Source organism: Embleya scabrispora, assembly GCF_002024165.1.
Classification (GTDB): domain Bacteria; phylum Actinomycetota; class Actinomycetes; order Streptomycetales; family Streptomycetaceae; genus Embleya; species Embleya scabrispora_A.
Genome location: NZ_MWQN01000001.1, coordinates 1,264,784 through 1,285,679, shown reverse-complemented (window position 1 = coordinate 1,285,679; position 20,896 = coordinate 1,264,784). Strand labels below are relative to the sequence as shown.

The following is a 20,896-nucleotide window of genomic DNA, read 5'->3' as shown; positions in this document are numbered from 1 at the left end:
GCGCGTGTCTCGTCGGGAGCCCGGTGTCTTGGAGCCCCGAACGCTGGCGGCGGCCCATCACCGACTCGGACCGGCCCCGCGCCGGCCACCCGCAACCCAAGGCGCAACGCCCGTCGAGAACACCCGGCCCACTCGGGAAGCTTCCTCGGAGGACTCGACCCGAGCCCCCTCCCTGCCCGCCGCTGCCAGCCGGTTTTCGCCGACCAATGCGCGCGTCTCGTCGGGGGCCGGTGTCTTGGAGCCGCGAACGCCGGCGGCGGCCCATCACCGACTCGGACGGGCCCGCACCGGCCATCCGCTGCCAATGGCGCGAGCCTCAAGAGAGGGTCGGCTCGGAAGGGGGGTTCTGTGTCGGGGCGGGGGGTTCGGGGGCGGCGTCGGTGTTTGTTGTCGCCGTTGGGGGCGGCTTTGGGGCGGTGGTGGGTCCGGGGTGGGGCTGCGGAGTGGGGTCGCGGGGTGAGGGGGCGTTGGTCGTGGGTGCCGGTGCCGGTGCCGGTGCCGGTGCCGGTGCCGGTGCTGGTGTCGGGTCGGGTGTGGGGGGTTCGTTGGGTGTTGGGTTGGGCTTCTGGGCTTGTTTTGGGGTGGTGTCGGCTGTTGCGGTGTTGATTGCCCGGGTGGTGGTGGGGGTGGGGTCCGAGGCCGGCGATGCTTGTGGGGTTGGGGGCGGGGACTTGGGTGTGGGCTTCGTGTCTGTTGAAGGCTTCGGGCTCGTTGGCGTGGTTTTGGTTTTGGTTTCGGGCTTCGGGGGCGTGGGACTTGGCGTCGGTTCGGGTGTGTTCGGGGTTGTGCCGGGTTCGGTTTTGTTCGAGGTGGGTGAACTTTCCTTCGGCTGTGCCGTGTTGGTGGTTGCCCTGGTTGGTATTGGGGGTGCCTTGAATGGCTCCTCGTCGTATTCGTCTTCCGGGTCTTCTCCGTCATCCGCGAATCGGCGGCGGCCCGCGAGTGCCAACAGGGCGCCGGCTGCGACGAGGACCAGGCCCGCGACGAAGATGGTGGGCTCGTTCCCGCTGGCGCCCGCCACGTCCGTTGTGGTCGGCGCCATGTCTGCGAGGGTCCTCAACGGTGTGATCCGATCCATCGGTGAACAGGTCCGATCGTCTTACTAGCAGACGTGGCGAACGCGGGGAAACCGGCTTCGGGACAGGAGTTTTCCGGGCGAGAGTTTTCCTGGACGAAACACGAGCGCGCGAGGATCGGCCCGCGAACAAGGGGGCCGCGATGACCGTCATGGCGACACGTACGGGGCTTGGCTGGGAGCACGGGATCGACGACGTACCGTCCGACGTCGCGATCGCGGGTGGATTGTGCGTGGTCGCCGGGGTCGCCGGCGGGGTTCGTCTTCTCGACGCGGCGACCGGCCGATTCCTGGCCCGGATCGTGGTGCCGGGCGGGGTGTACCGGACCGAATTCTCGCCGGACGGCACCGTGGTCGCCCTCGCCGGGCCCACCGGCTATGCCCTGTGGCGGGTCACCGACGGCGCGTTGGCGCTGCGGACGCCGGGCCTGCCCGCCCGCTGCGCGTGGTCCGCGGACGGTCGTTGCGCGGTGTCCTTCGGCGGCGTCGTGCGGGTGTACGCGCCGGGTACCGGGGCCGAGTCGTGGCGCGCCGTCGACGGGCGGGTGCGCGTGGACGACGTGGTCTGGGTCGACGGTGGCGGGCTCGCGGTCGCGCTCGGCGGCGAGGTGCACATGTACGGACCGCACGGACGCACGAGCGTGTGGACCTGGCCGATCCCGGTGCGGCTGTTGGCCGGTACGCCGGGCGGGGCCTGGTTGTGCGCGGCGGGCGACGTGCCGGGTGTGCAGGTGCGCGGGGCCGGCGGGACGCACGAGGACCTGGACTCGGTCGGCAACCTGCCCGCCGTCGGGCTCGCCCTCGACGCGGGCGGCGGGCGGCTCGCGGTCGAGGACCGGGCCGGGCTGACCGTGTGGGACCTCGCCGCCCGAGGCGGCCGGGTACGCCCGCGCCCGCGTCGGCTGCCCGCCCAACCCCGGGCGTGCGCGCCTCGGTGGCGGCCGGCCGGTGGCGGTCTGTTGGCCACCTCGGGGGGTGACGGGATGCTCGTGGTGTGGGACGTACGGGCGGGGTCGGCGCGCAAGGCGGCTGCGCCGCTCGCGCGTCGGCACGTTGCGGCGCCGGTGGCCGCGCTCGCTTGGCACGGGACGGACGCGTTGCTGTTCGCGGATCGCGTCGGGCGGGTCGGCGTCCGGTGTTTCCCGGAGTTGACCGACCGTTGACCGGGGCATCCGATGCCGCGAGTCGGTGGGATTAGGTTAGCCTCGCCTTATATTTGCTGTGTACGGCCGGGAGGTCCGCCCATGGAACTGCTCGTGGAAGATCTGCATGCCGGATACCCGGGCCATCGTGCGGTGTCGGGCGTCGATCTGTCCGTCGCCGCGGGCACGGTGGTCGCGATCGTCGGGCCGAACGGGTGCGGGAAGTCGACGCTGCTGCGCTCGATCGCGCGCCTGCACCGGCCGGAGTCGGGTCGGGTCGCGGTCGGCGGCGCGGACATCTGGGGGCTGAAGCCTCGTCAGGCGGCGCACCGCGTGGGCTTGTTGCCGCAGAACCCGCAGGCGCCGGAGGCGGTCACGGTGTCCGGCCTGGTGCGGTATGGGCGGCATCCGCATCAGGGTCTGTTCCGCCAGTGGTCGCGTGAGGACGAGCGGGTGTGCCGGGAGGCGTTGACCGCGACCGGCGTGCTCTCGTTGGCCGATCGGCGGCTCGATCGGCTCTCCGGCGGGCAGCGGCAGCGCTGTTGGGTCGCGATGGTGATCGCGCAGGAGGCGCCGGTGATGTTGCTCGACGAGCCGACGTCGGCGCTTGATCTCGGGCACGCGGTCGAGGTGCTGGGGCTGGTTCGGCGGGTGGCCGCGGGTGGGCGCACGGTGGTGATGGTGCTGCACGATCTGGCGTCGGCGGCGCGGTACGCGGATGTGCTGGTCGCGATGCGGGCGGGGCGGGTGATTGCGTCGGGGCCGCCTCGGGAGGTGGTGGATGCGGCGCTGGTGCGGGCGTTGTACGACGTGGACGCGGATATCCTGCGGGCGCCGGGGGACGGCACGCCCGTGGTGGTGCCGAGGCCCACGGACGGCGAGGCCGCCACGACCGCGGCTGCGGTGGCCTCCGGCTGAGCCCGGCGCGCGGTCACGGGCCGATTGGGGGTGGGCCGGGGCTGATGTACATGGCCGCGGTCGCGGGTGGGCCGAGATCGACTTGCCGTCCTCAAACGCCGGACGGGCTGACTGGGTTGGCCGCGGTCGTGGGTGGGCCGACATCCGCTTGTCGTCCTCAAGCGCCGGACGGGCTGACTGGGTTGGCCGTGGTCGTGGGTGGGCCGAGATCGGCTTGCCGTCCTCAAACGCCGGACGGGCTGATGTGCTTGGCCGTGGTCGCAGGTGGGCCGAGATCTGCTTGCCGTCCTCAAACGCCGGACGGGCTGCTTGGGTTGCCCCCGGTCGTGGGTGGGCCGACATCCGCTTGTCGTCCTCAAACGCCGGACGGGCTGACTGGGTGGGCCGAGATCGGCTTGTCGTCCTCAAACGCCGGACGGGCTGTTTTTGGTGGCGTTTGGGGGTTTGGCTGCGGGGGGTGGTCCTCCTGGATTCGGCTTATGTACGAATGAGGCCGGAGCGCTTTGAGGACGGTGAACCGGGCTCGGCTCCGATGCGGATGTGGCCGAGTGCATCAGCCCGTCCGGCGTTTGAGGACGGCAAGTCGAGATCGGCTCGCCCGCGACCGGGGGCAACCCAACCAGCCCGTCCGGCGTTTGAGGACGGTACGTGGGTACTCGGCCCACCCGCGACGCGGGCCGCGCGGGCCGGCCCGTTTCCCGCTCGCGTTCCGCGACAGGTAGGTTGCCTACTGAGATGTGACGATGTGTCAGCTGATGAGGTGGGCGATGTTCGGCAGGAAGAAGAAGGCTCCCGTGGCGGCCGAGGGTCGGGATGTGGCGGCGTTGGTGCTTCGGGCGACGCTCGGTCCGATGTTGTTCGCGCACGGCTACAACAAGGTCGCCGGCCCCGGCGGTCTCGCGGGCACCACCGGCTGGTTCGAGTCGCTCGGCCTCCAGCCCGCCGAGGTGCACGCGCGCCTCGCGGCCGGGACCGAGATGGCGGCCGGCGTCGGCATCGTGCTCGGCGTGGCCAACCCGCTGCCCTCGGCGGCCACGGTGGGGCTGATGAGCGTCGCCGCCGCGACCGACCACAAGGGCAAGGGCTTTTTCGTGTTCAAGGGCGGCTGGGAGTACACCGCCGTGGTCGGCGGCGCCGCGGTCGCGCTGGCCGCGCTCGGCAACGGCAAGTACTCGGTCGACGCCCTGGTCGGCCGCCGTCGGTCCGGCCTGCGTCCGGCGCTGTTCGCCGCCGGCGTCGGGGTCGCGAACGCCGCGCTGTTGCTGAAGCTCTGCTACAAGCCGGAGCCGGAGGCGAAGCCGGACGAGACGGTCGACGCGTAACACTTCGGACCGCCTCGATCACCTCGGCCCGCCCCGAACCCCTCGGGGCGGGCCGAGGTGTCCGCGCGAGCGGCTACGTTGGGATCCTCGTTGATCCATGGGCGTCTCGGACGCCGTCGTGTGGAGGTTCTTGCTGTGCAGACGTTGCCCGAGTCCTGGCAGCCCGTGCTCGCGGAGGAGTTGGCGAAGCCCTACTACGCCGAGCTGACCGCGTACGTGGACGCGGAACGCAAGGAACACCAGATCTTCCCGCCGGAGGACGAGGTGTTCGCGGCGCTGGAGGCGACGCCGTACCAGGACGTGCGGGTGCTGGTGGTCGGGCAGGACCCGTACCACGACGACAACCAGGCGCACGGCATGTCCTTCTCGGTCCGGCCCGAGGTGCGCATCCCGCCGTCGCTGCGCAACATCTACAAGGAGATGAACGCCGACATCGGCCTGCCGATCCCCGACAACGGCTACCTGATGCCGTGGGCGCAGCAGGGTGTGCTCCTGCTCAACACGGTGCTCACCGTGCGGGCGCACGAGGCCGCCTCGCACAAGGGCAAGGGCTGGGAGAAGTTCACCGACGCGGTGATCAAGGCGGTCAACGACCGGGACGAGCCGGTGGTGTTCGTGCTCTGGGGTGGGCACGCGAAGAAGAAGATCTCGCTGATCGACACCGCCAAGCACGCCATAGTGCAGGGCGCGCACCCCTCGCCGCTGTCCGCGAAGCTCTTCCACGGCAGCAAGCCGTTCTCGCAGATCGACGCCGCGCTCGCGAACATGGGGCACAAGCCGATCGACTGGACGATCCCCAACGTGAAGAAGTAGCGGGAAGCGGCAACAGGCGGCAAAACGGGGGGCGCAAGAAAAGCGACATCCGGCGTTCCGGTTCGGTATCGGCTCGGCCGTTATCGGACCGGAAACGGGCGCCATTCGGGAATGGCCGGAAATCTCCTTGCATCGATGCGGAACACGCGCCACATGCCCTTACGGTGTGGGGTTCCCCCATCCCGTGCCTCCCGAGGCGGCTCCCGTGTCCACGTCCACAGTTCGGCCCGTCACTCCCACCTCCACTCCCGCCCCCACCCTCGACCTGACTCCCGGCTATGTCGCGCATCGCGGCCTGCGTGAGGAGTTGGCCCGGCTGACCGAGGTGACCCGACACCTCGATCCGGTCGACATCCTGCGCGTCCGCGCGGTCGAGGAACATCTCGCGCTGGTGTTGCGCTTCCTGCGCGCGCACCATCGTGAGGAACACATCGTCCTGTACCCGTCGGTGCGCGCCGGTTCGCCCCGGGCCGCTCGCACCGTGACCGCCTTCCAGGTCGACCACTCGACCCTGGAGGAGGCGATGCGCCTGGTCGCCGACCGCAACGTGCCGTTGCGGGATCGTTCGCCCGCGATCGGGCGGCTGTGCGAACTGGTCGCCCGGCACAGCCTGGCCGAGGAGCACGAGCTGTTCCCGCTGATGCGCCGGCATGTGCGCGGCACGCCCGACGGGCGTATGCCGACCCGGACCGTGCGGGTCTGGGGCCGCGACCTCCCGGCCTTCGTGGCCTTCCACCTGCACCACGCCACCGGCGCCGAGCGGCGGCGGGTGCTGCGCTGGATCCCGCCGGGGACGGCGCTGCTGTGGCGGGCCGGCTGGCGACGGGCCTACGAGCGGCGTCGGCGCGCCGCCTACGGCGGGTCCTGACGACCGGACGGGGCCGGAGTGTCCCGGATCCGGTCCCGAGCCGGGTCCGCCGTATCGCTCGGCGCGGTCAGTTCGGCCAGGAGTTCGCGAACCCGCTCGATCTCCGGGCCGGTCGGCTGTACGTCGCCGAGCGCGCGGACCAACGCGTCCAGCGCGCGGGCCGGTTCGGGTTCGGCGAGCGTGGACAGGTCGTGGATCAGCCGTAGCAGCATGATCCTCGGCGCGGCGATCTGCTCGCGCGGCAGCGGGCGTTCGAAGTAGTCCTCGGCCAGATCCAGCCACAGGTTCCACAGGTCGGTCCGGGCGATGCGGGGCACCGCCATGATCGCGTCGGTCAGCGCCCGGGTGTGCCCGGCGGTGACGGTGCGGCGGATCACCGGCGCGGCGGGCAGGCGCGGCGCGGGCACCGGGCGCACGACCGGGGCGGGCGCCGGGTCCGCCGGCGCCGTCGCGTCGGACCCCGCCCCGTCCGACCCCGATCCACCCGTCCCCGCCCCGTCCCCCCGCGGCCCCGGGAACGGCGGCGGTTCCGTCGGCCGGGTCGGCCCGGTGATCGCCGCCATCAGTTCCGTCTGCGCGTCCGCCTCGGACTTGCCGTACAACGTCCGACGCAACAACGGCCGCAGCACGGACGGGATCCGCTCGCGCGGGACCTCGTGCACCACCAGCGGGATCAGCCGCCGACCGCTGCCGCGCAGCGCGTCGGACATCGCGGTCCACTCGACCGTGGTCCAGCGCTCCGGTACGAAGTAGGCCGGGGAGAACAGCGCGATCATGTGCCCGGCGTTGTCCAGGGCGCGACTGACCAGTGTGGTCAGGTTCTCGCCGGTGGCCCAGTCCCACGCGTCGAGTTCGACGTCCAGACCGGCCTGGACCAGCTGTCCCGCGACCCACTTCGCCCAATCCGTGTCCGAACCGGCGTGACTGATGAAGTAACGCACCGTCTCGCCCCCGTACTCCCCGTCATTCGCCATACGCGTCAGCATGGCGCACCCGCCGGCCGGAATCGGCCCCTTCGCCGGATGTACCCCTCGTGTCGACCGTTCACCCGGGCAGGTTGTCGATCGCCCGGCAGACCTCTTCCACGCCCTGGGTGTTGGGCAGCACATCGTGCAGCGCACGGCACAGGCACTGCAGCGAGTGGATCGGCTCCGGGCCGTTGACCAGGGTCCGCAACATGTGCAGCAGCATCGACCGCGCGTCGGTCATGTGCCGGTGCAGCAACTGGTGTTCGAGGTAGTCCTCGGACAGATCCAGCCAGATCGACCAGGTGTCCGGCGCCCGCAGTCCGCGCACCGCGAGGAAGAGGTCGGCGAGGTAGACGACCTGGTTCTGCGGGATGGTCCGGGACAGCTTCGCCATGTTGCCGAAGCGCAGCAGTTCGAGGGTCACCTCCGGGGACACCAGCCCCGTCGCGAAGAGTTCCGCGATCCGGGCGATCGCGGCGGGCCGGTCGCCGACGAACGCGGCGATCGCCTCGGCGGTGACCAGTTCCAACTCGAAGCCCCGGTGCGCGTCGAGCAGCATCAGCACGGACGACTGCCGGTCCAGCGGCGGCAGATCGACCGTGCTGCCCAGGTGTCGGGCCAGCGGATCGGTGCTGGTGATCAGCACGTGGCCGGGGCCGGTCGGGATCATCTCGCCGATCAGACCGGGTCGGTCCACCTCGTCGAAGATCAGCAACCAGCCCTCGCGCGAGTGCAGTTCGTGCCCGGGGCCCACGATCTGGCCGACCCTTCGACCGAGGTCTGCCAGTTGTTCGAGCACGCGGTGCAGGAAGGCCACGCCGCTCTCGGCGGGGCGGGCGGCGCAGTCGAACCACCACACCACGTCGTACAGGTGCCGGTGCCGGTAGGCGTATTCGCGGGCCAGGTGCGTGGTGCCCAGGCCGGGCAGGTCGTCCTGCGGACGCAGCACCACCCGGTGCTCGACCTGCATCAGCGCGCGCAGGTCCGCGAGGGTGTTGTCGCGGCCGTAGAACCGCCCCCTGGTGCCCGGGACGCGCCACACCGGCGGATTGTCGGTGGGCGAGCGCGGCGGTGGGGGAGGCGCGGCCCTGGGCGGCGGCGGGGTGATCGCGGACGCCGGGCCGCTCGCCGAAGGCGGCGCGTGCACGGGCGGGGCCGCGTTCGCCGGCGGCGGCACGTGCACGGCCGGCGGCGCGTTCGTGGGCGGCCGGTCCGGCCTGGGTGGGCGCGGCGACGGGGTTATCGGGTCCGGCACGGTCAGGAGAACCCCGTATTCCGCGCGGGCAGCGGTGCGAACCGATGCACCGCGGCCACGAGCAGATCGCGTTGGCCGACCGCGTCCGCCTCGGTCAGGTCGACCGGCGGCACGCCGCGGAACATCGACGGCACCTGGGTGTGACCGACGACTATGGGCAGCAGACGACCGCCCGCGTCCCCGTCGCCCAACGCCTCCTCCCACTCGTCCATCGCCAACCGGCGCGCCTCGAAGTAGTGCTCGGAGAACAGCGCGAGCACGTGCTCGCCCATCCCGCGCGCGCGGGCCATCGCCTTGCCGAAGCTCTCGCCCGCGCTCCAGTCCCAGCGGCTCAGCGAGACCCGGTAGTCCTCGAACGTGAGCACCTCGCTGACCCAGTCGGCCCAGGCCAGGTCGTTGCCGACGTAGCTGATCACCAGGTCGGTGCGGGCCGGGGGGACCGGTTCCAGGATCGGCAATCGGCGCGGCACCTCGGGCATCGTGCGCGAGGCGCCGTCGTGGCTGCCGAACATCGGCTCAACCTCGTCCGCCTCGGCTGCGTTCAGCGGCGCCAGGCGGTGGCGCAGCGCCGCGACCACCCGATCGGCCACGGTGCGCACCGCGCGGACGTAGCCCAGATCGCGGATGCCGCCGAGCCGCAACATATCGAACACGCTCGGCCCGCGACCGGGCGCGGGGATCCCGACCGGCCACTCGATCGGGCCGACCGCGGGCGGCACGGGTTGTTCGATCGTGGTCCACGGTACGGCGATCAGGTTCGGCGCCGAGACGCCCACGATCGACTCGTGTCGACGCAACCGGTCGGTGAACACCGCCCAGTCGCGCCCGCAGTCCAGGTCCTCGAAGTAGTCGTCGGAACACAGCGCGACCATCGCGCGCGCCTGTGCGGGCGGATCGCCGTCGGGCATCTGGATCGGACCGAAGGTCGGCTGCAGCCGGATCGCCGCCCGCACCCGGTCCATCCCGCGCCGCAGTTCCGCCTCGACGTCGTCGTGAAAGCGGGCAGCCCATTTGGGATCACGGTCGGCGACGTGACTCGTGAAGAAGTCGTAGTCCACCAAGCGACCCCCGGATCGTGCACCGCACAAAAGGACGGCCCAGCGACACCCGCGACCGCGCCGCGGGTCTGGCAAGTGCCGCCCCCGTGCCGGTCGTTCGAGCGTACGACTCTGCCCACACAGAGCATCGCGCAGATCGACCCGGCCCGGCTAGTATAGGAAGGCTTGTGTAATCGTGGCGATACGTTCCGCACTCGAATGTACGGTTTCACTCGGACGGCACGCCCGCGCGTCACCGGGCCGGACGGGCGAGACGAACCCGGCATCCGGCGACGCGGGAGGAACGGGGGTCCTGCGGATGCAACGAGAGCGCGGTGACGTGGAGTCGGCGCTGCCCGACCTCGACGGGCTCTGTCTCGACGACCTGGATCACCTGCCGGCCTCGGTGCTGGCCTCGGCGCTGCGCCGACTGGTCCACGAGTCCGAGGAGCCCTCGGAGGCGGTGGTCGCGGGGTTCACGAGCGTGGTGGATCCGGTTCTCGTGGAGGCGGAGTGCGATCCCCGGGGCGGAATCGACCGTACCGGGGATCCCCGGGCGGACGGGAGCGGCGCGGTTCGGGCCTGACCGTGGGAGGGCACCGATGCACGAAGCGGTTCCGTTTCGGCAATTCGTGGTCAAGATCGCGGCACGATGCGATCTCGCGTGCGATCACTGTTATGTGTACGAACTCCGGGACCGGAGTTGGCGCGACCGCCCCCGGGTGCCGGCCGACGCGACCGTCGGCGCGCTCGGTGCCTGGTTGCGCGCACACGCCGAGCGGGCCGGCCTGCGGGTGCTCGACATCGTGTTGCACGGCGGCGAACCACTGCTCGCGGGACCGGATCGAATCGACCGGATCGCGCGCGAACTGCGCACCGCGCTCGCGGGTGTCGCCGAGGTGCGGATCACCATGCAGACCAACGCGGTTCGACTGGACGAACGCTGCGCCGAGGTGTTGCTCGCGCACCGGATCCGGGTCGGCGTCTCGCTGGACGGCGACGCGCTCGCCAACGACCGGCACCGGCGCCACGCGGACGGACGCGGCAGCCACGCCGAGGCGGTCCGGGGCATCGCACTGCTGCGCCGGTCGCGCTACCGGCCCTTGTACGGCGGCCTGTTGTGCACGATCGACCTGGCCAACGACCCGGTGGCCACCTACGAGGAGCTGCTCTCGCACGCCCCGCCGATGCTCGACCTGCTCCTGCCGCACGCCACCTGGGAGTTCCCGCCGGCGGGCGCGCGAGAGGGCGAAACCCCGTACGCGGACTGGTTGATCGCGGTCTTCGACCGGTGGTACGGGGCACCGGTACGGGAGACGCGGGTGCGGATTCTGGAGGACCTGGTGGATCTGATCCTGGGTCGGGAGGTGCACAGCGAGGTCCTGGGCCTGGGTCCGCCGGGGTCCGTGGTGGTGGAGACCGACGGCACGTTCGAGCGTGAGGACTCGCTCAAGTCCGCCTACGACGGCGCGGCGGCCACCGGGCTCGACGTGTTCCGGCACGACCCGGCGACCGTGCTGGCCGCCCCCGCGTACGCCCACGCGGCGATTGGCGTGGCCGGATTGAGCGCGACGTGTCGCCGCTGTCCGGTGGTGCGCACCTGCGGGGGCGGCCTGCGGGCGCACCGCTATCGCCCGGACAACGGCTTCGACAATCCGTCCGTGTACTGCGCCGACCTGCGCGCGCTGATCGACCATGTCGGCGCCCGGGTACGCGCCGATGTCCGTGCCCTGGTGGCCGATTCGAGGAGTCGCGGATGATCGGGACACATCGGCTCCACGGCCCGGCCTTCGATCGACTCGCCGCCGGACAGGGCGACTTCGCGGCCGTGTCCGCGCTCGCCCGGGCGCAGGAGAGCCGCCGCCTGCTCCAGGTGTACGCGGTGGTCGCCACCGCCCGCGAGCGGTTGCCGAGCGCGCGCACCGCGCACCTCATCGACGCCCACGACCTGCTCGCGCACGTCCAGCGCACCGCGCCGGACGCGGCGCGCACCGTGCTGATGCACCCGTACACCGGCGCGTGGGCGATGCGCAGCCTGCTGCGCCTGGGCCGGACCGACCTCGACCCGGCCGCGCCCGATCTCGACGAACTCCTGGGCCACCTGGGCTCGATCGCGGCCGCGGCGGCACTGCGCGGGGATCCCGAGCACGGTCCGCCCGGCCGGGTCGAACTGTGCGCGGTCGGCGGCTGGGTGTATCTGCCCACGCTGGGGCGGGTGCGGGTGGCGGCGGACGCGGGTCGGATCGCGCTGACCGGGCGACAGTGGTCGGTCGGCAGCCGGCTGGTCTCGCGCCGACAGGCCAACCGCAGGTGTTCCGCCACCGCCGCCGGGTTGGGCGCGACCCTTGCGATCGAGGACGTCGACCCCTATCGCGACGTGCATCGCTGGCAGCCGTCCGCACGCCTGACGGCTCGCCAAGTATCGTTGCTGCAACGGAATTTCGCCTCCGCCTGGGATCAGCTGGCACACTCTCATCGGGCCTACGCGGCCGGCCTGCCGGCGGCGTTGTCCACGCTGGTTCCGGTGGTGGGCGAGCCCGGCGTCAGCCTCAGTTCGTCGTCGCGGTACGCGTTCGGGGGCCTTGCGCTCACGCCCGAGGTCGGCCCGACCACCCTGGCCGTCACGCTCGTCCACGAGTTCCAGCACAACAAGCTCGGCGCGATACAGGACATCACGAATCTCTCGAAGCGCTCGACGGCCCGCTACCGGGCGCCCTGGCGGTTGGATCCCCGGCCGGTGGGCGCGCTCTTGCAGGGCGCCTACGCGCATCTGGGGATCGCGGATTTCTGGCGGGTTCGCCGGCATGCCGTCACGGGAGAGGAGCAGGATCGGGCACAGGCCGAGTTCGCCGTACACCGCGAGCACGTCACCGAGGCGATCGCGACGTTGCGCGAGTGCGGTGAACTGACGCCGGACGGCGCACGCGTGGTGGATGCGATGGCGGGCACGGTGCGGTCGTGGTGGCGCGAGGACGTACCGGCCGAGGCGGCGCGCCGCGCGGCCGAAAGGGTGCGTTCGGGGTATCGGGCCTGGGTCGCGCGCAATGGCGACCGGTGCCGGCTGGGCTCCCGGGAGCGGGCCGTGGACGCGGGCGGATCGACACGAAACGAAAGATGACCATGCCCTTACCTGATGTAACGAGGAGTAACGTCGCGTGATGGACTCGGGTAGCCTGGGAACAATGAGTGACCGCGAGGGAAGGCACGCCCACGCGCGTCGCGACGAAGTGCCGACATCAGGGGTCGAGATGACACCAGTCTTCTTCACGAGTCGGTCGTGCGGCGATGAGCGGGCCTATGTCGAGCGTTTCCACGCCGATCTCGAACAGGCGGTCGCCGCCCGGCTGTCCCAGGGCGGTGGCGCGCGCGGTGTGCTGCCCTCGTGTACCGATCCCGGTGCGGGCGCCCCGCGCGAGGCACTGGCCTGCTCGGTTCCCGCCGCCGTCGTGCTGGCGTCGCCCGACTACCTCGCCGATCCGCGCGCCATGCGCGAATGGGCCGTACTGGCCGAACGGGTGCGCGGACACCGGGCGCACACCGGCCGGCAGGCGGACGCGGTGGTCACCCTGCGCTGGCGGGCCACCGATTCCGGGCTCCACGGACAACCGGTGCCCGACTCCGGGCTCCCCGGACAGCCGGTGCCCGACTCCCGGCTCCACGGACAACCGGTGCCCGACTTCGGTGCCGAGAACGACTACGGCCCGATCTACGCCCGCCAGGGGTTGTTCGACCTGATGCGCCTGGAGGGGCACTCGGCCGACTATCGACATCTGGTCGCCCGGCTGGCGCGCGTGCTGGTCGCGGCCGAGCGCGCCCCGCTGCGCCCGCTGCCCGCGGCCGAGGCACGCGAGCTGTTCCCGACCCTACGCGTCGAGCCCGGCCCGCCTCCCGCGCGCACCGCGTTCGGGGTCCCGGCCCCGTTCGCCACCGCCTTCCGGGGGCTGCCCGCCCGCGCTCGCGCCGGCTTGGACTCGGCCGCCCGACCCCGCTGGATCACGGCCCGACACAACCCTCGCCGCCCACTGCTGTGGGGACCCGGTGGCGAGGTCGAGGAGCACTGAAGCGATGAGCGACAACCCAGCCGGCCCACCGGGAACCGTCGTCACGTTCTACTCGTACAAGGGCGGCACCGGTCGCACGATGGCGCTGGCCAACGTGGCCTGGATCCTGGCTTCGCGAGGCAAGCGTGTGCTCGTGGTGGACTGGGACCTGGAATCCCCCGGCCTGCACCGCTACTTCCACCCGTACCTGATCGACAAGCGGCTCGAGGACACGCGCGGCGTGCTCGACATGATCCGCGCCTTCGCCAAGGTGGTCGGCTCCGAGGCCAGCACCGACGCGATGATCGAGGCGAGCCGGATCGCGGAGAGCCGGGTCGACGGCTGCGCGGTCAAGGTCGACCGCGACTTCCCCGACGGCGGGCTGATCCGCTTCCTCGGCCCGGGCCGGCAGAACCACGAATACGCGGCGACCCTCGCCGGCTTCAACTGGGCCGACTTCTGCGAGAGTCCGCACGGCATCGGCTTCCTGGACGCGCTGCGCGAGGACATGCGCGCGTCCTACGACTACGCCCTGATCGACAGCCGCACCGGCCTCAACGACATCGCCGGCATCTGTACCACCCTGCTGCCCGACACCGTGGTGGACGGCTTCACCCTCAACGAGCAGGCCATCGACGGCGGCGTCAACGTGGCCCGCTCGATCACCCGGCAGGCCGAGCGCCCGCTGCGCATCCTGCCCGTGCCGATGCGGGTCGAGGACGACGAGAAGGACAAGCTCGAAGCCGGCCGCGACCACGCGCGCGAGCGGTTCGCCGAATTCCTCGCGGAATACACCGAGGCGGAGCGGACCAAGTACTGGGGCGAGGTGGAGATCCCGTACAAGGCGTTCTACGCCTACGAGGAGACCCTGGCCACCCTGGGCGACCGGCCGCTCCAGGAGGGCAGCCTGCTCGCCGCGTACGAGCGGCTTACCGGTGTGCTCACCGACGGCGCGATCACCCGGCTCGATCCCGTCGAGGAGGGCGAGCGCCGCCGCGAGCTGCGCCGCTTCGAGCGGATCCGGTACACCGCCCCGGTCACCGTGCGCATCCTCTACAGCGCCCGCGACCGCATGTGGGTCGACTGGGTCCGGGCCCAACTGATCGCCGCCGGCACCCAGGTGGTCGGCACCGGCGGTTGCGACACGCCGCTGGAGCGGTTGGAGGACGTGGACAGCGTCGTGGTCCTGTCCTCGCCCGACTCGCTGCCCAGCCGGGCCTGGACCGCGATGCGCACCGCGCTGCGCCGGCTCGCCTCGGCCGAACGGGTGAGCGTGGTGACCCTGCGGGTCGACGACGGACTCGACCTCGATCCGGGCGTGGGCGAGACGGTCTCGCTGTCCGCGCTGTCCGAGGAGCACGCGCGCGCCGCGCTGCTGGCCGCGTTCGGCCGCACCCCCTCGCAGGCCCCGCCGGCGGAGGGCCCCCGCTTCCCGGGCACCAAGCCCAGGGTGTCCCACCTGCTGCCGCGGCACTCGGCCTTCACCGGGCGCGACGACATCCTCGAACGCCTGCGCGACCAGTTGGCCAAGGGCGCCACCGCGGTGCTGCCCCAGGCCCTGCACGGTCTGGGCGGTGTCGGCAAGACCCAGGTCGCCCTCGAATACGCGCACCGCTTCGCCGCCGACTACGACATCATCTGGTGGGTGTCCGCCGAGCAGGCACAGGGCGTCGCCGCGCAACTCGCCCGGCTGGGCGTGCGGCTCGAACTGTCCACCGGGGAGAACGTGGGCGACGCGGCGGCCACGGTGCTCCAGAGCCTGCAACAGGGCGAGCCCTACGACCGCTGGCTGGTGATCTACGACAACGCCGACGAACCCGCCTCGCTGGCCGACCTGATGCCGCAGGGCAGCGTCAACGGACACGTCCTGGTCACCTCGCGCAACGACCTGTGGGCGCGCAGCGCCCGCCCGCTCGAGGTACCGGTGTTCCGCCGCGACGAGAGCGTCGCGCTGCTCCAGCGCCGGGTGCCGGCACTGACCGAGGCCGACGCGCAGAAGGTCGCCACCGCGCTGGGCGACCTGCCGCTCGCGGTGGAACAGGCGGGCGCCTGGCTGGCCGAGTCGGCGATGCCGGTCGAGGACTACCTGGAGCGGGTGAACACGCGGGTCACCGCGATCCTGGAGGAGGGCCAGCCGCCGGACTATCCGACCACCGCCGCCGCGACGTGGACGGTCTCCCTGGACGAGCTGAAGGAGCGGCAGCCGGCCGCGGTGCGCCTGCTGGAGTTGTGCGCCTACCTGTCGCCCGACTCCATCTCGATGCGGCTGCTGCGCTCGCGCGAGGTGCTCCAGGAGCTGACCCGGGTGGACAGTTCGCTCGGCGACACGCTGCTGTTGTCCCGGATCTTCCAGCAGCTCGGGCGTTACGCGCTGGCCCGGGTGGACCGGGGCGCGGACACCATCCAGGTGCACCGCCTGGTTCAGGCCGTGCTGCGGGACCAGATGCCGGCCGAGGACGACATCGCCCGGCGCGCCCGAACCCTGGAGATCCTGGCCGCGAACGCCCCCGGCGACGTGGACGACCCGGCGAACCAGGAGACGTACGAGGAGCTGTACAAGCACCTCGTGCCCTCGCGCGCCCTGGAGAGCGACTCCGAGGGCGTGCGCCGCTGGATCGTCGAGCAGGTCCGCTTCGCCTGGCGTTCCGACGACTGGGAGTTCGCCCAGTACATCGCCGAGGTCGCGCTCGACCGGTGGCGCGCGCGATTCAGTCGGCACGATCCGCTGACGCTGCGGATGTGCACCCAGTTGGCGAACGTGTACCGGTCCCAGGGCAAGTACCGCAAGGCGTACGACCTGGACCGGGCCACCCTGGAGGCGCAGCGCGCGGCACTGGGGCCGGACCACCCGCACACCCTGATCACCGGGCGCGGCTACGGCGGCGACCTGCGCTCGCTCGGCCGCTTCCGGACCGCGCTCGAATCGGATCGGGAGAACTACCGGCGGTTCAGCGAGGTATTCGGCGAGGACACCAACGACGCCCTGCTCGCGGCCAACAACCTCGGCGTCTCGCTGCGCCTGACCGGTCGCCTGGGGGAGGCACTCGAGGTGCACCAGACCGCCTACGACTGGCGTCGGCGGATCCAGGGCGAGGACCACCCGCACACGTGCTTCCTGGCCAACCAGGTCGGTCAGGACCTCCGTGAACTGGGTGACTACGCGGGCTCGCGGGCGGTGCTGCAGCGCACGCTGGCCCTCGAGGAGGCCAACGGCCGGGTCCGGGACGCGCTGCGCACCTCCAAGAACCTCGCGGTGACGATCCGGCAGACCGGGGACGCCCGTTACGCCCGGTCGTTGGACAGCGACACGCTGGAGAAGTACCGCGCCTTCCTGAGCCCGACCCACCCCGACATGCTGGCCTGCGCGCTCAACCTCGCGGCCGACCACCGGGCGATGGGCAACAACGAGCAGGCCCTCGAACTGGCTCAGGTCACCTATCAGGGCTATTGCGAGCAGTTCGGCGGGCAGCACCCGTTCACCTTCGGATGCGGCAGCAATCTGTCGAGCTACCTGCGGGCGGTCGACCGGCTCGAAGAGGCGCTGGCGCTGGGGCGCAGGTGCATCGAGGGGCTGCGCGAATCGGTGGGCGAGGAGCACCCGTTCACCCTGGCGGCGGCGGTGAACCACGCGAACAACCTCTATCGGGCGGGCGAGGTCGACGAGTGCGCCGAGCTCGACCGGGTCACCTACGACCGATACGAGGAGTTGCTGGGCGCGGAGCACCCGCACGCCCTGGTCGCGGCCTGCAACCGGGTGCACAGCCTGGGTGAGATCGGCCGTCGGGACGAGTCCCTCGACTGGTTCACCCGTACCGAGCGCGCGTGTCGACGCAAGCTCGGCGACGAACACCCGATCACCCAGGGGTTGCGCGAGCACCGCCGACTGGAGACCGACATCGAGGTGCCGCCGACCTGATCGGCGCGGCTCCCACGGACACACTCCGGGCCGGTCCGACCTCGTGTCGGGCCGGCCCGGCCGTGTCCGGGGGCCGGAGCGCGCCGGGTCCGTTCGGGAGGGCGGCTCGGTGGCGGACACGACACGCCGGGACACGCCGTCACGCTGTGCGAATCGCCGAGCGAAAGTGTGACGATTTGCGCCTTTATCGACACTTTCTGTTAGTTTTTGTCCCGGTGACGCAAGCACGCGTGTTCCGCCGTCCCACCGGCACTCTTCGCGCTGTCCCGAAATCGGCGCGGCCGTCCCGTCCCCTGCGCTCCCGAGCGCGCCTCCCGAGGAGTTCCCCCATGGCCCTGTCCATCTCCACCGTCGTTCTGCTGGGCGTCATCGTCTTCATCTTCATCCGCAAGGGCGGCATGCGAATCCCGCACGCCATCGTGTGCGCGCTGCTCGGGTTCTATCTGGCGAGCACCTCGATCGCGCCGAGCATCCACAGCAGCGGCAACAGCTTCGCGAACCTGCTGAGCAATCTGAACTTCTGATCGCGGCGGTCACCCGAACCGGCCCGGCGGCAGCTCCGCCGGGTCGGTCTTCGCCGTTTCGGCGGCGGCTCGGGTGGGGGACGGACCTCGGGCAGTGCACGGAGGAGGGTGGGCATGGCGGACACGGGTGCGGTCGGGACACCCCTGGTGGTGGTGGGCATCGACGGTTCGGAGCACGGTGATCGGGCGCTGGCCCGGGCCGCCGAGGCGGCCGCCCGCGCGGGCGCGCTGCTGCGGGTGGTGCACGCGATCCGGGTGCCGATGGCCACGCCGGGGTTCGAGTCGGTGGAGCCGAACGAGGACACCCGGCGCGCCGCCGAGGAGTTGGTGCGCGATGCCGCGGCGGCGGCGCTGCGCCGTTGTCCGCACCTGGCCGTCGACGCGCGGGTGGGCTACGGCCTGCCGGGCGACGCGCTGCTCGCGGCGGCCGAGGGGGCGATGTTGCTGGTCGCCGGATCGCGGGGGCGCGGCGGGTTCGTCGGCCTCCTGCTCGGCTCGGTGTCGCGGCACCTGGCGGCGCGTACCGAGTGTCCGCTGCTGATCGTGCGCGGTGGATACGGGGCGGCGGCCGAGGGGCCCGGGGCGGGTGGGGCGGACGTGCTGCTCGGCGTCCAGGGCGACGGTGACGGGCGGGCGGTGACGGCCGCGTTCGAGGCGGCCGGGGACCGGGGGCTGCCGGTGCACGCGGTGCACGCGTGGAGTTGGCCCGGATACGCCGGCCTCGCCGGGCCGAGCCAGGCGGATCTGCGGGCGGTCGCCGAGGTGCACGCGACGGCGCTCGAGCAGGCGTTGGCGGCGGCACGCGAGCGGTTCCCCGACGTCGAGGTGCGCGCGGACTCGGTCATGGCGGACGCCGCGGCCACGCTCGTCGAGGCGTCGGCCGGCAGCGCGCTGGCCGTGGTCGGCGTCCGGCGCCGGCGCGGCCCGCTGCGGCACTGGGTCGGCCACGTCGCGACGACCACGATCGAGCACGCGCGGTGCCCGGTCCTGGTGGTGCCGCAGCACTGAGCCGCCGGCCTCCTTCCCGGCGGTCGGCTCTCGTTCCATCAGTGATTCAATCAGTGATTGAAAATGTCGGCGGTTCGTGGTTTGGTGCCTGCCGTGACCGCACAATCCCGGGCCCGGCTGCTCGACGAGGCCGAACGGCTCTTCCTCGCCCAGGGCTACGACAGGGTCTCCGTGCGGGCGGTCAACGCCGCGGCGGGGATGAATCCGGCCGCCGTGCACTACCACTTCGGGTCCAAGCGGGACCTGGTGGTCGCGCTGCTGCAACAGCGCCTCGGCCCGCTGTGGGCCGAACCGCTGGCCGAGCTGGACCGGGCCAGGGCGGCCGGGTGGACGCCCACCGTCGCCGAGGTGGTCACGGTGATCGTCGAGCCGTTCGACCGGCTGGCCCGGGAGCCGAGTGGGCCGATGTTGCTGCAACTGCTCGCCCGGACCGTGCTGTTCGGGCGGGAACTGCCCTGGGACGACCCGTGGTTTCGGCACCGGCCCTGGCGCGAACTGTTGGCCGGTGCCCGTCCCGACCTGGGTGAGCGGGAGATCGCCGACCGCTGGCGGCTCGCCTTCGACCTGCTGCTCCAGCTCTACGGCCAACCCGTGGCCGACGCGTTCGTTCCCCCGCCCGCCGCCGCGACCGTCGCCGCCTTCGTCACCGCCGGCCTGGACGCCCCGCGCCCGGCCGATCCGTCCCGTACCGAACGAGGTGCCCCGTGATACCCGACGTCTTCGCCCCCGCCAAGCTCGGCCCGCTCACGCTGCGCAACCGGATCGTCAAGGCCGCCACGTTCGAGGGCGCCACCCCGGACGCGCTGGTCACCGACGACCTGATCGAGTACCACCGGCGCCCCGCCGCCGGCGGCATCGGGATGACCACCGTCGCCTACTGCGCGGTCGCCCCCGAGGGCCGCACCGACCGGCACCAGATCTGGATGCGCCCCGAGGCGGTGCCGGGGCTGCGCCGGCTCACCGACGCGGTGCACGCCGAGGGCGCCGCGGTCTCCGCCCAGATCGGCCACGCCGGCCCGGTGGCCAACGCCGCCTCCAACGGCCGGCCGGCCCTGTCCGCGGGCCGGATGTTCAACCCGCTGGGCATGCGCACCACGCTGGCCGCCGGCGAGCAGGACATCGCCCGGATCACCCGTGCGCACGCCGAGGCCGCGCTGCTCGCGATCGAGGCCGGGTTCGACGCGGTGGAGATCCACCTGGGCCACAACTACTTCGCCAGCGCCTTCCTCAGCCCCAAGCTCAACCACCGCAAGGACGCGTACGGCGGCTCGCTCGCCAACCGGGCCAAGGTCGCGCGCGGGGTGTGTCGTGCGGTGCGCGACGCGGTGGGCGACCGGATCGCGGTGACCGCCAAGCTCAACATGGAGGACGGCGTCCCGGGCGGGATCTGGCTTGACGAAAGCATCCAAACCGCGCGCTGGCTGGAGGAGGACGGCTCGCTGGACGCGCTGGAGCTGACCGCGGGCAGTTCGCTGCTCAACCCGATGTACCTCTTCCGCGGCGACGCGCCGGTGCCGGAGTTCGCCGCGACCTTCCCGCAGCCGCAACGCACGGGGGTCAAGCTGATCGGCAAGCGCATCCTGCGGTCGTATCCCTACGAGGAGGCGTATCTGCTGGCCTCAGCCCGGCAGTTCCGGGCCGAGTTGAAGCTGCCGCTGATCCTGCTCGGCGGCATCACCAACCGGGACACGATGGACCTGGCGATGGCCGAGGGCTTCGAGTTCGTGGCGATGGGCCGCGCGGTGCTGCGCGAGCCGGACCTGGTCAACCGCATCGCGGCCGAGCCGAAGACCAGGTCGTTGTGCGTGCACTGCAACAAATGCATGCCGACGATCTACAGCCGCACCCGCTGCGTGCTGATCGAGCCGGAGGCGTAGCCGAGGGGGCCGTGCTTCCACTTCCGTGCTCGGCGGCGGGGCACACGTCGCCGAGCACGGCAGCGGAACGGCCGGACGGGTCGCGCACGCGCGCCCGTCCGGCGTTCGGGGACACCGACCGCGGTCGGTGTCG

General features: G+C 72.0%; 17 protein-coding genes. 14 read left to right on the top strand and 3 right to left on the bottom strand.

Going from position 1 to position 20,896, the window contains the following annotated elements:
- Nucleotides 1-1,218 precede the first annotated feature (1,218 nt).
- The 5 genes from B4N89_RS05685 (at nucleotide 1,219) to B4N89_RS05665 (ending at nucleotide 6,138) form a co-directional block, all read left to right on the top strand.
- Entirely contained in the window at nucleotides 1,219-2,238 is a 1,020-nt protein-coding gene (locus B4N89_RS05685) for a hypothetical protein (RefSeq protein WP_078974767.1), read from the top strand.
- Nucleotides 2,239-2,319: 81 nt separating this feature from the next.
- Nucleotides 2,320-3,135 (top strand): ABC transporter ATP-binding protein, encoded by an 816-nt coding sequence (locus B4N89_RS05680; protein ID WP_078974766.1) that lies wholly within the window; start codon nucleotides 2,320-2,322, stop codon nucleotides 3,133-3,135.
- Between the two features lie 767 nt (nucleotides 3,136-3,902).
- Nucleotides 3,903-4,457: a DoxX family protein gene (locus B4N89_RS05675; RefSeq protein WP_201260791.1), complete on the top strand. Its 555-nt coding sequence runs from the start codon at nucleotides 3,903-3,905 to the stop codon at nucleotides 4,455-4,457.
- 135 nt (nucleotides 4,458-4,592) lie between these two features.
- Nucleotides 4,593-5,270, top strand: coding sequence for a uracil-DNA glycosylase (locus B4N89_RS05670; protein WP_078974764.1), 678 nt, complete (start codon nucleotides 4,593-4,595; stop codon nucleotides 5,268-5,270).
- Between the two features lie 205 nt (nucleotides 5,271-5,475).
- Nucleotides 5,476-6,138, top strand: a complete 663-nt coding sequence (locus B4N89_RS05665) for a hemerythrin domain-containing protein (protein ID WP_161500639.1) — start codon at nucleotides 5,476-5,478, stop codon at nucleotides 6,136-6,138.
- On the opposite strand, the gene B4N89_RS05660 is transcribed toward B4N89_RS05665, so the two are convergent.
- From B4N89_RS05660 to B4N89_RS05650, 3 genes are all read right to left on the bottom strand, one after another.
- Nucleotides 6,123-7,112: a TIR domain-containing protein gene (locus B4N89_RS05660; RefSeq protein ID WP_161500638.1), complete on the bottom strand. Its 990-nt coding sequence runs from the start codon at nucleotides 7,110-7,112 to the stop codon at nucleotides 6,123-6,125. The two genes, B4N89_RS05665 and B4N89_RS05660, sit on opposite strands and share 16 nt — an antisense overlap.
- Before the next feature lie 70 nt (nucleotides 7,113-7,182).
- The gene (locus B4N89_RS05655) at nucleotides 7,183-8,148 is read right to left on the bottom strand and encodes an effector-associated domain 2-containing protein (protein WP_143657859.1); all 966 of its coding nucleotides are present in this window, start codon (nucleotides 8,146-8,148) and stop codon (nucleotides 7,183-7,185) included.
- 215 nt (nucleotides 8,149-8,363) lie between these two features.
- Nucleotides 8,364-9,419, bottom strand: a complete 1,056-nt coding sequence (locus tag B4N89_RS05650; protein ID WP_235618887.1) for a toll/interleukin-1 receptor domain-containing protein — start codon at nucleotides 9,417-9,419, stop codon at nucleotides 8,364-8,366.
- Nucleotides 9,420-9,717: 298 nt separating this feature from the next.
- Between B4N89_RS05650 and fxsA the strand changes: the two genes are divergently transcribed.
- From fxsA to B4N89_RS05605, 9 genes are all read left to right on the top strand, one after another.
- Complete coding sequence (fxsA, locus tag B4N89_RS05645; protein WP_078974759.1) at nucleotides 9,718-9,984, top strand: FxSxx-COOH cyclophane-containing RiPP peptide; 267 nt, start codon at nucleotides 9,718-9,720, stop codon at nucleotides 9,982-9,984.
- Between the two features lie 16 nt (nucleotides 9,985-10,000).
- Nucleotides 10,001-11,158, top strand: a complete 1,158-nt coding sequence (locus tag B4N89_RS05640; RefSeq protein ID WP_078974758.1) for an FxsB family cyclophane-forming radical SAM/SPASM peptide maturase — start codon at nucleotides 10,001-10,003, stop codon at nucleotides 11,156-11,158.
- Nucleotides 11,155-12,516, top strand: a complete 1,362-nt coding sequence (locus tag B4N89_RS05635; RefSeq protein WP_078974757.1) for an HEXXH motif domain-containing protein — start codon at nucleotides 11,155-11,157, stop codon at nucleotides 12,514-12,516. The genes B4N89_RS05640 and B4N89_RS05635 overlap by 4 nt, the downstream gene beginning before the upstream one ends.
- A 130-nt stretch (nucleotides 12,517-12,646) precedes the next feature.
- Nucleotides 12,647-13,459, top strand: a complete 813-nt coding sequence (locus tag B4N89_RS05630; protein WP_078974756.1) for a hypothetical protein — start codon at nucleotides 12,647-12,649, stop codon at nucleotides 13,457-13,459.
- Nucleotides 13,460-13,463: 4 nt separating this feature from the next.
- On the top strand, nucleotides 13,464-17,354 hold the full coding sequence (gene fxsT, locus B4N89_RS05625) for an FxSxx-COOH system tetratricopeptide repeat protein (protein WP_078974755.1): 3,891 nt from the start codon (nucleotides 13,464-13,466) through the stop codon (nucleotides 17,352-17,354).
- 329 nt (nucleotides 17,355-17,683) lie between these two features.
- Nucleotides 17,684-17,878, top strand: coding sequence for a DUF2304 domain-containing protein (locus B4N89_RS05620; protein ID WP_078974754.1), 195 nt, complete (start codon nucleotides 17,684-17,686; stop codon nucleotides 17,876-17,878).
- A 114-nt stretch (nucleotides 17,879-17,992) separates the two neighbouring features.
- Entirely contained in the window at nucleotides 17,993-18,886 is an 894-nt protein-coding gene (locus tag B4N89_RS05615) for a universal stress protein (RefSeq protein ID WP_078974753.1), read from the top strand.
- Nucleotides 18,887-18,979: 93 nt separating this feature from the next.
- On the top strand, nucleotides 18,980-19,594 hold the full coding sequence (locus tag B4N89_RS05610; protein ID WP_101897000.1) for a TetR/AcrR family transcriptional regulator: 615 nt from the start codon (nucleotides 18,980-18,982) through the stop codon (nucleotides 19,592-19,594).
- Nucleotides 19,591-20,763 (top strand): NADH:flavin oxidoreductase, encoded by a 1,173-nt coding sequence (locus tag B4N89_RS05605; RefSeq protein ID WP_201260790.1) that lies wholly within the window; start codon nucleotides 19,591-19,593, stop codon nucleotides 20,761-20,763. The genes B4N89_RS05610 and B4N89_RS05605 overlap by 4 nt, the downstream gene beginning before the upstream one ends.
- Nucleotides 20,764-20,896: the final 133 nt, after the last annotated feature.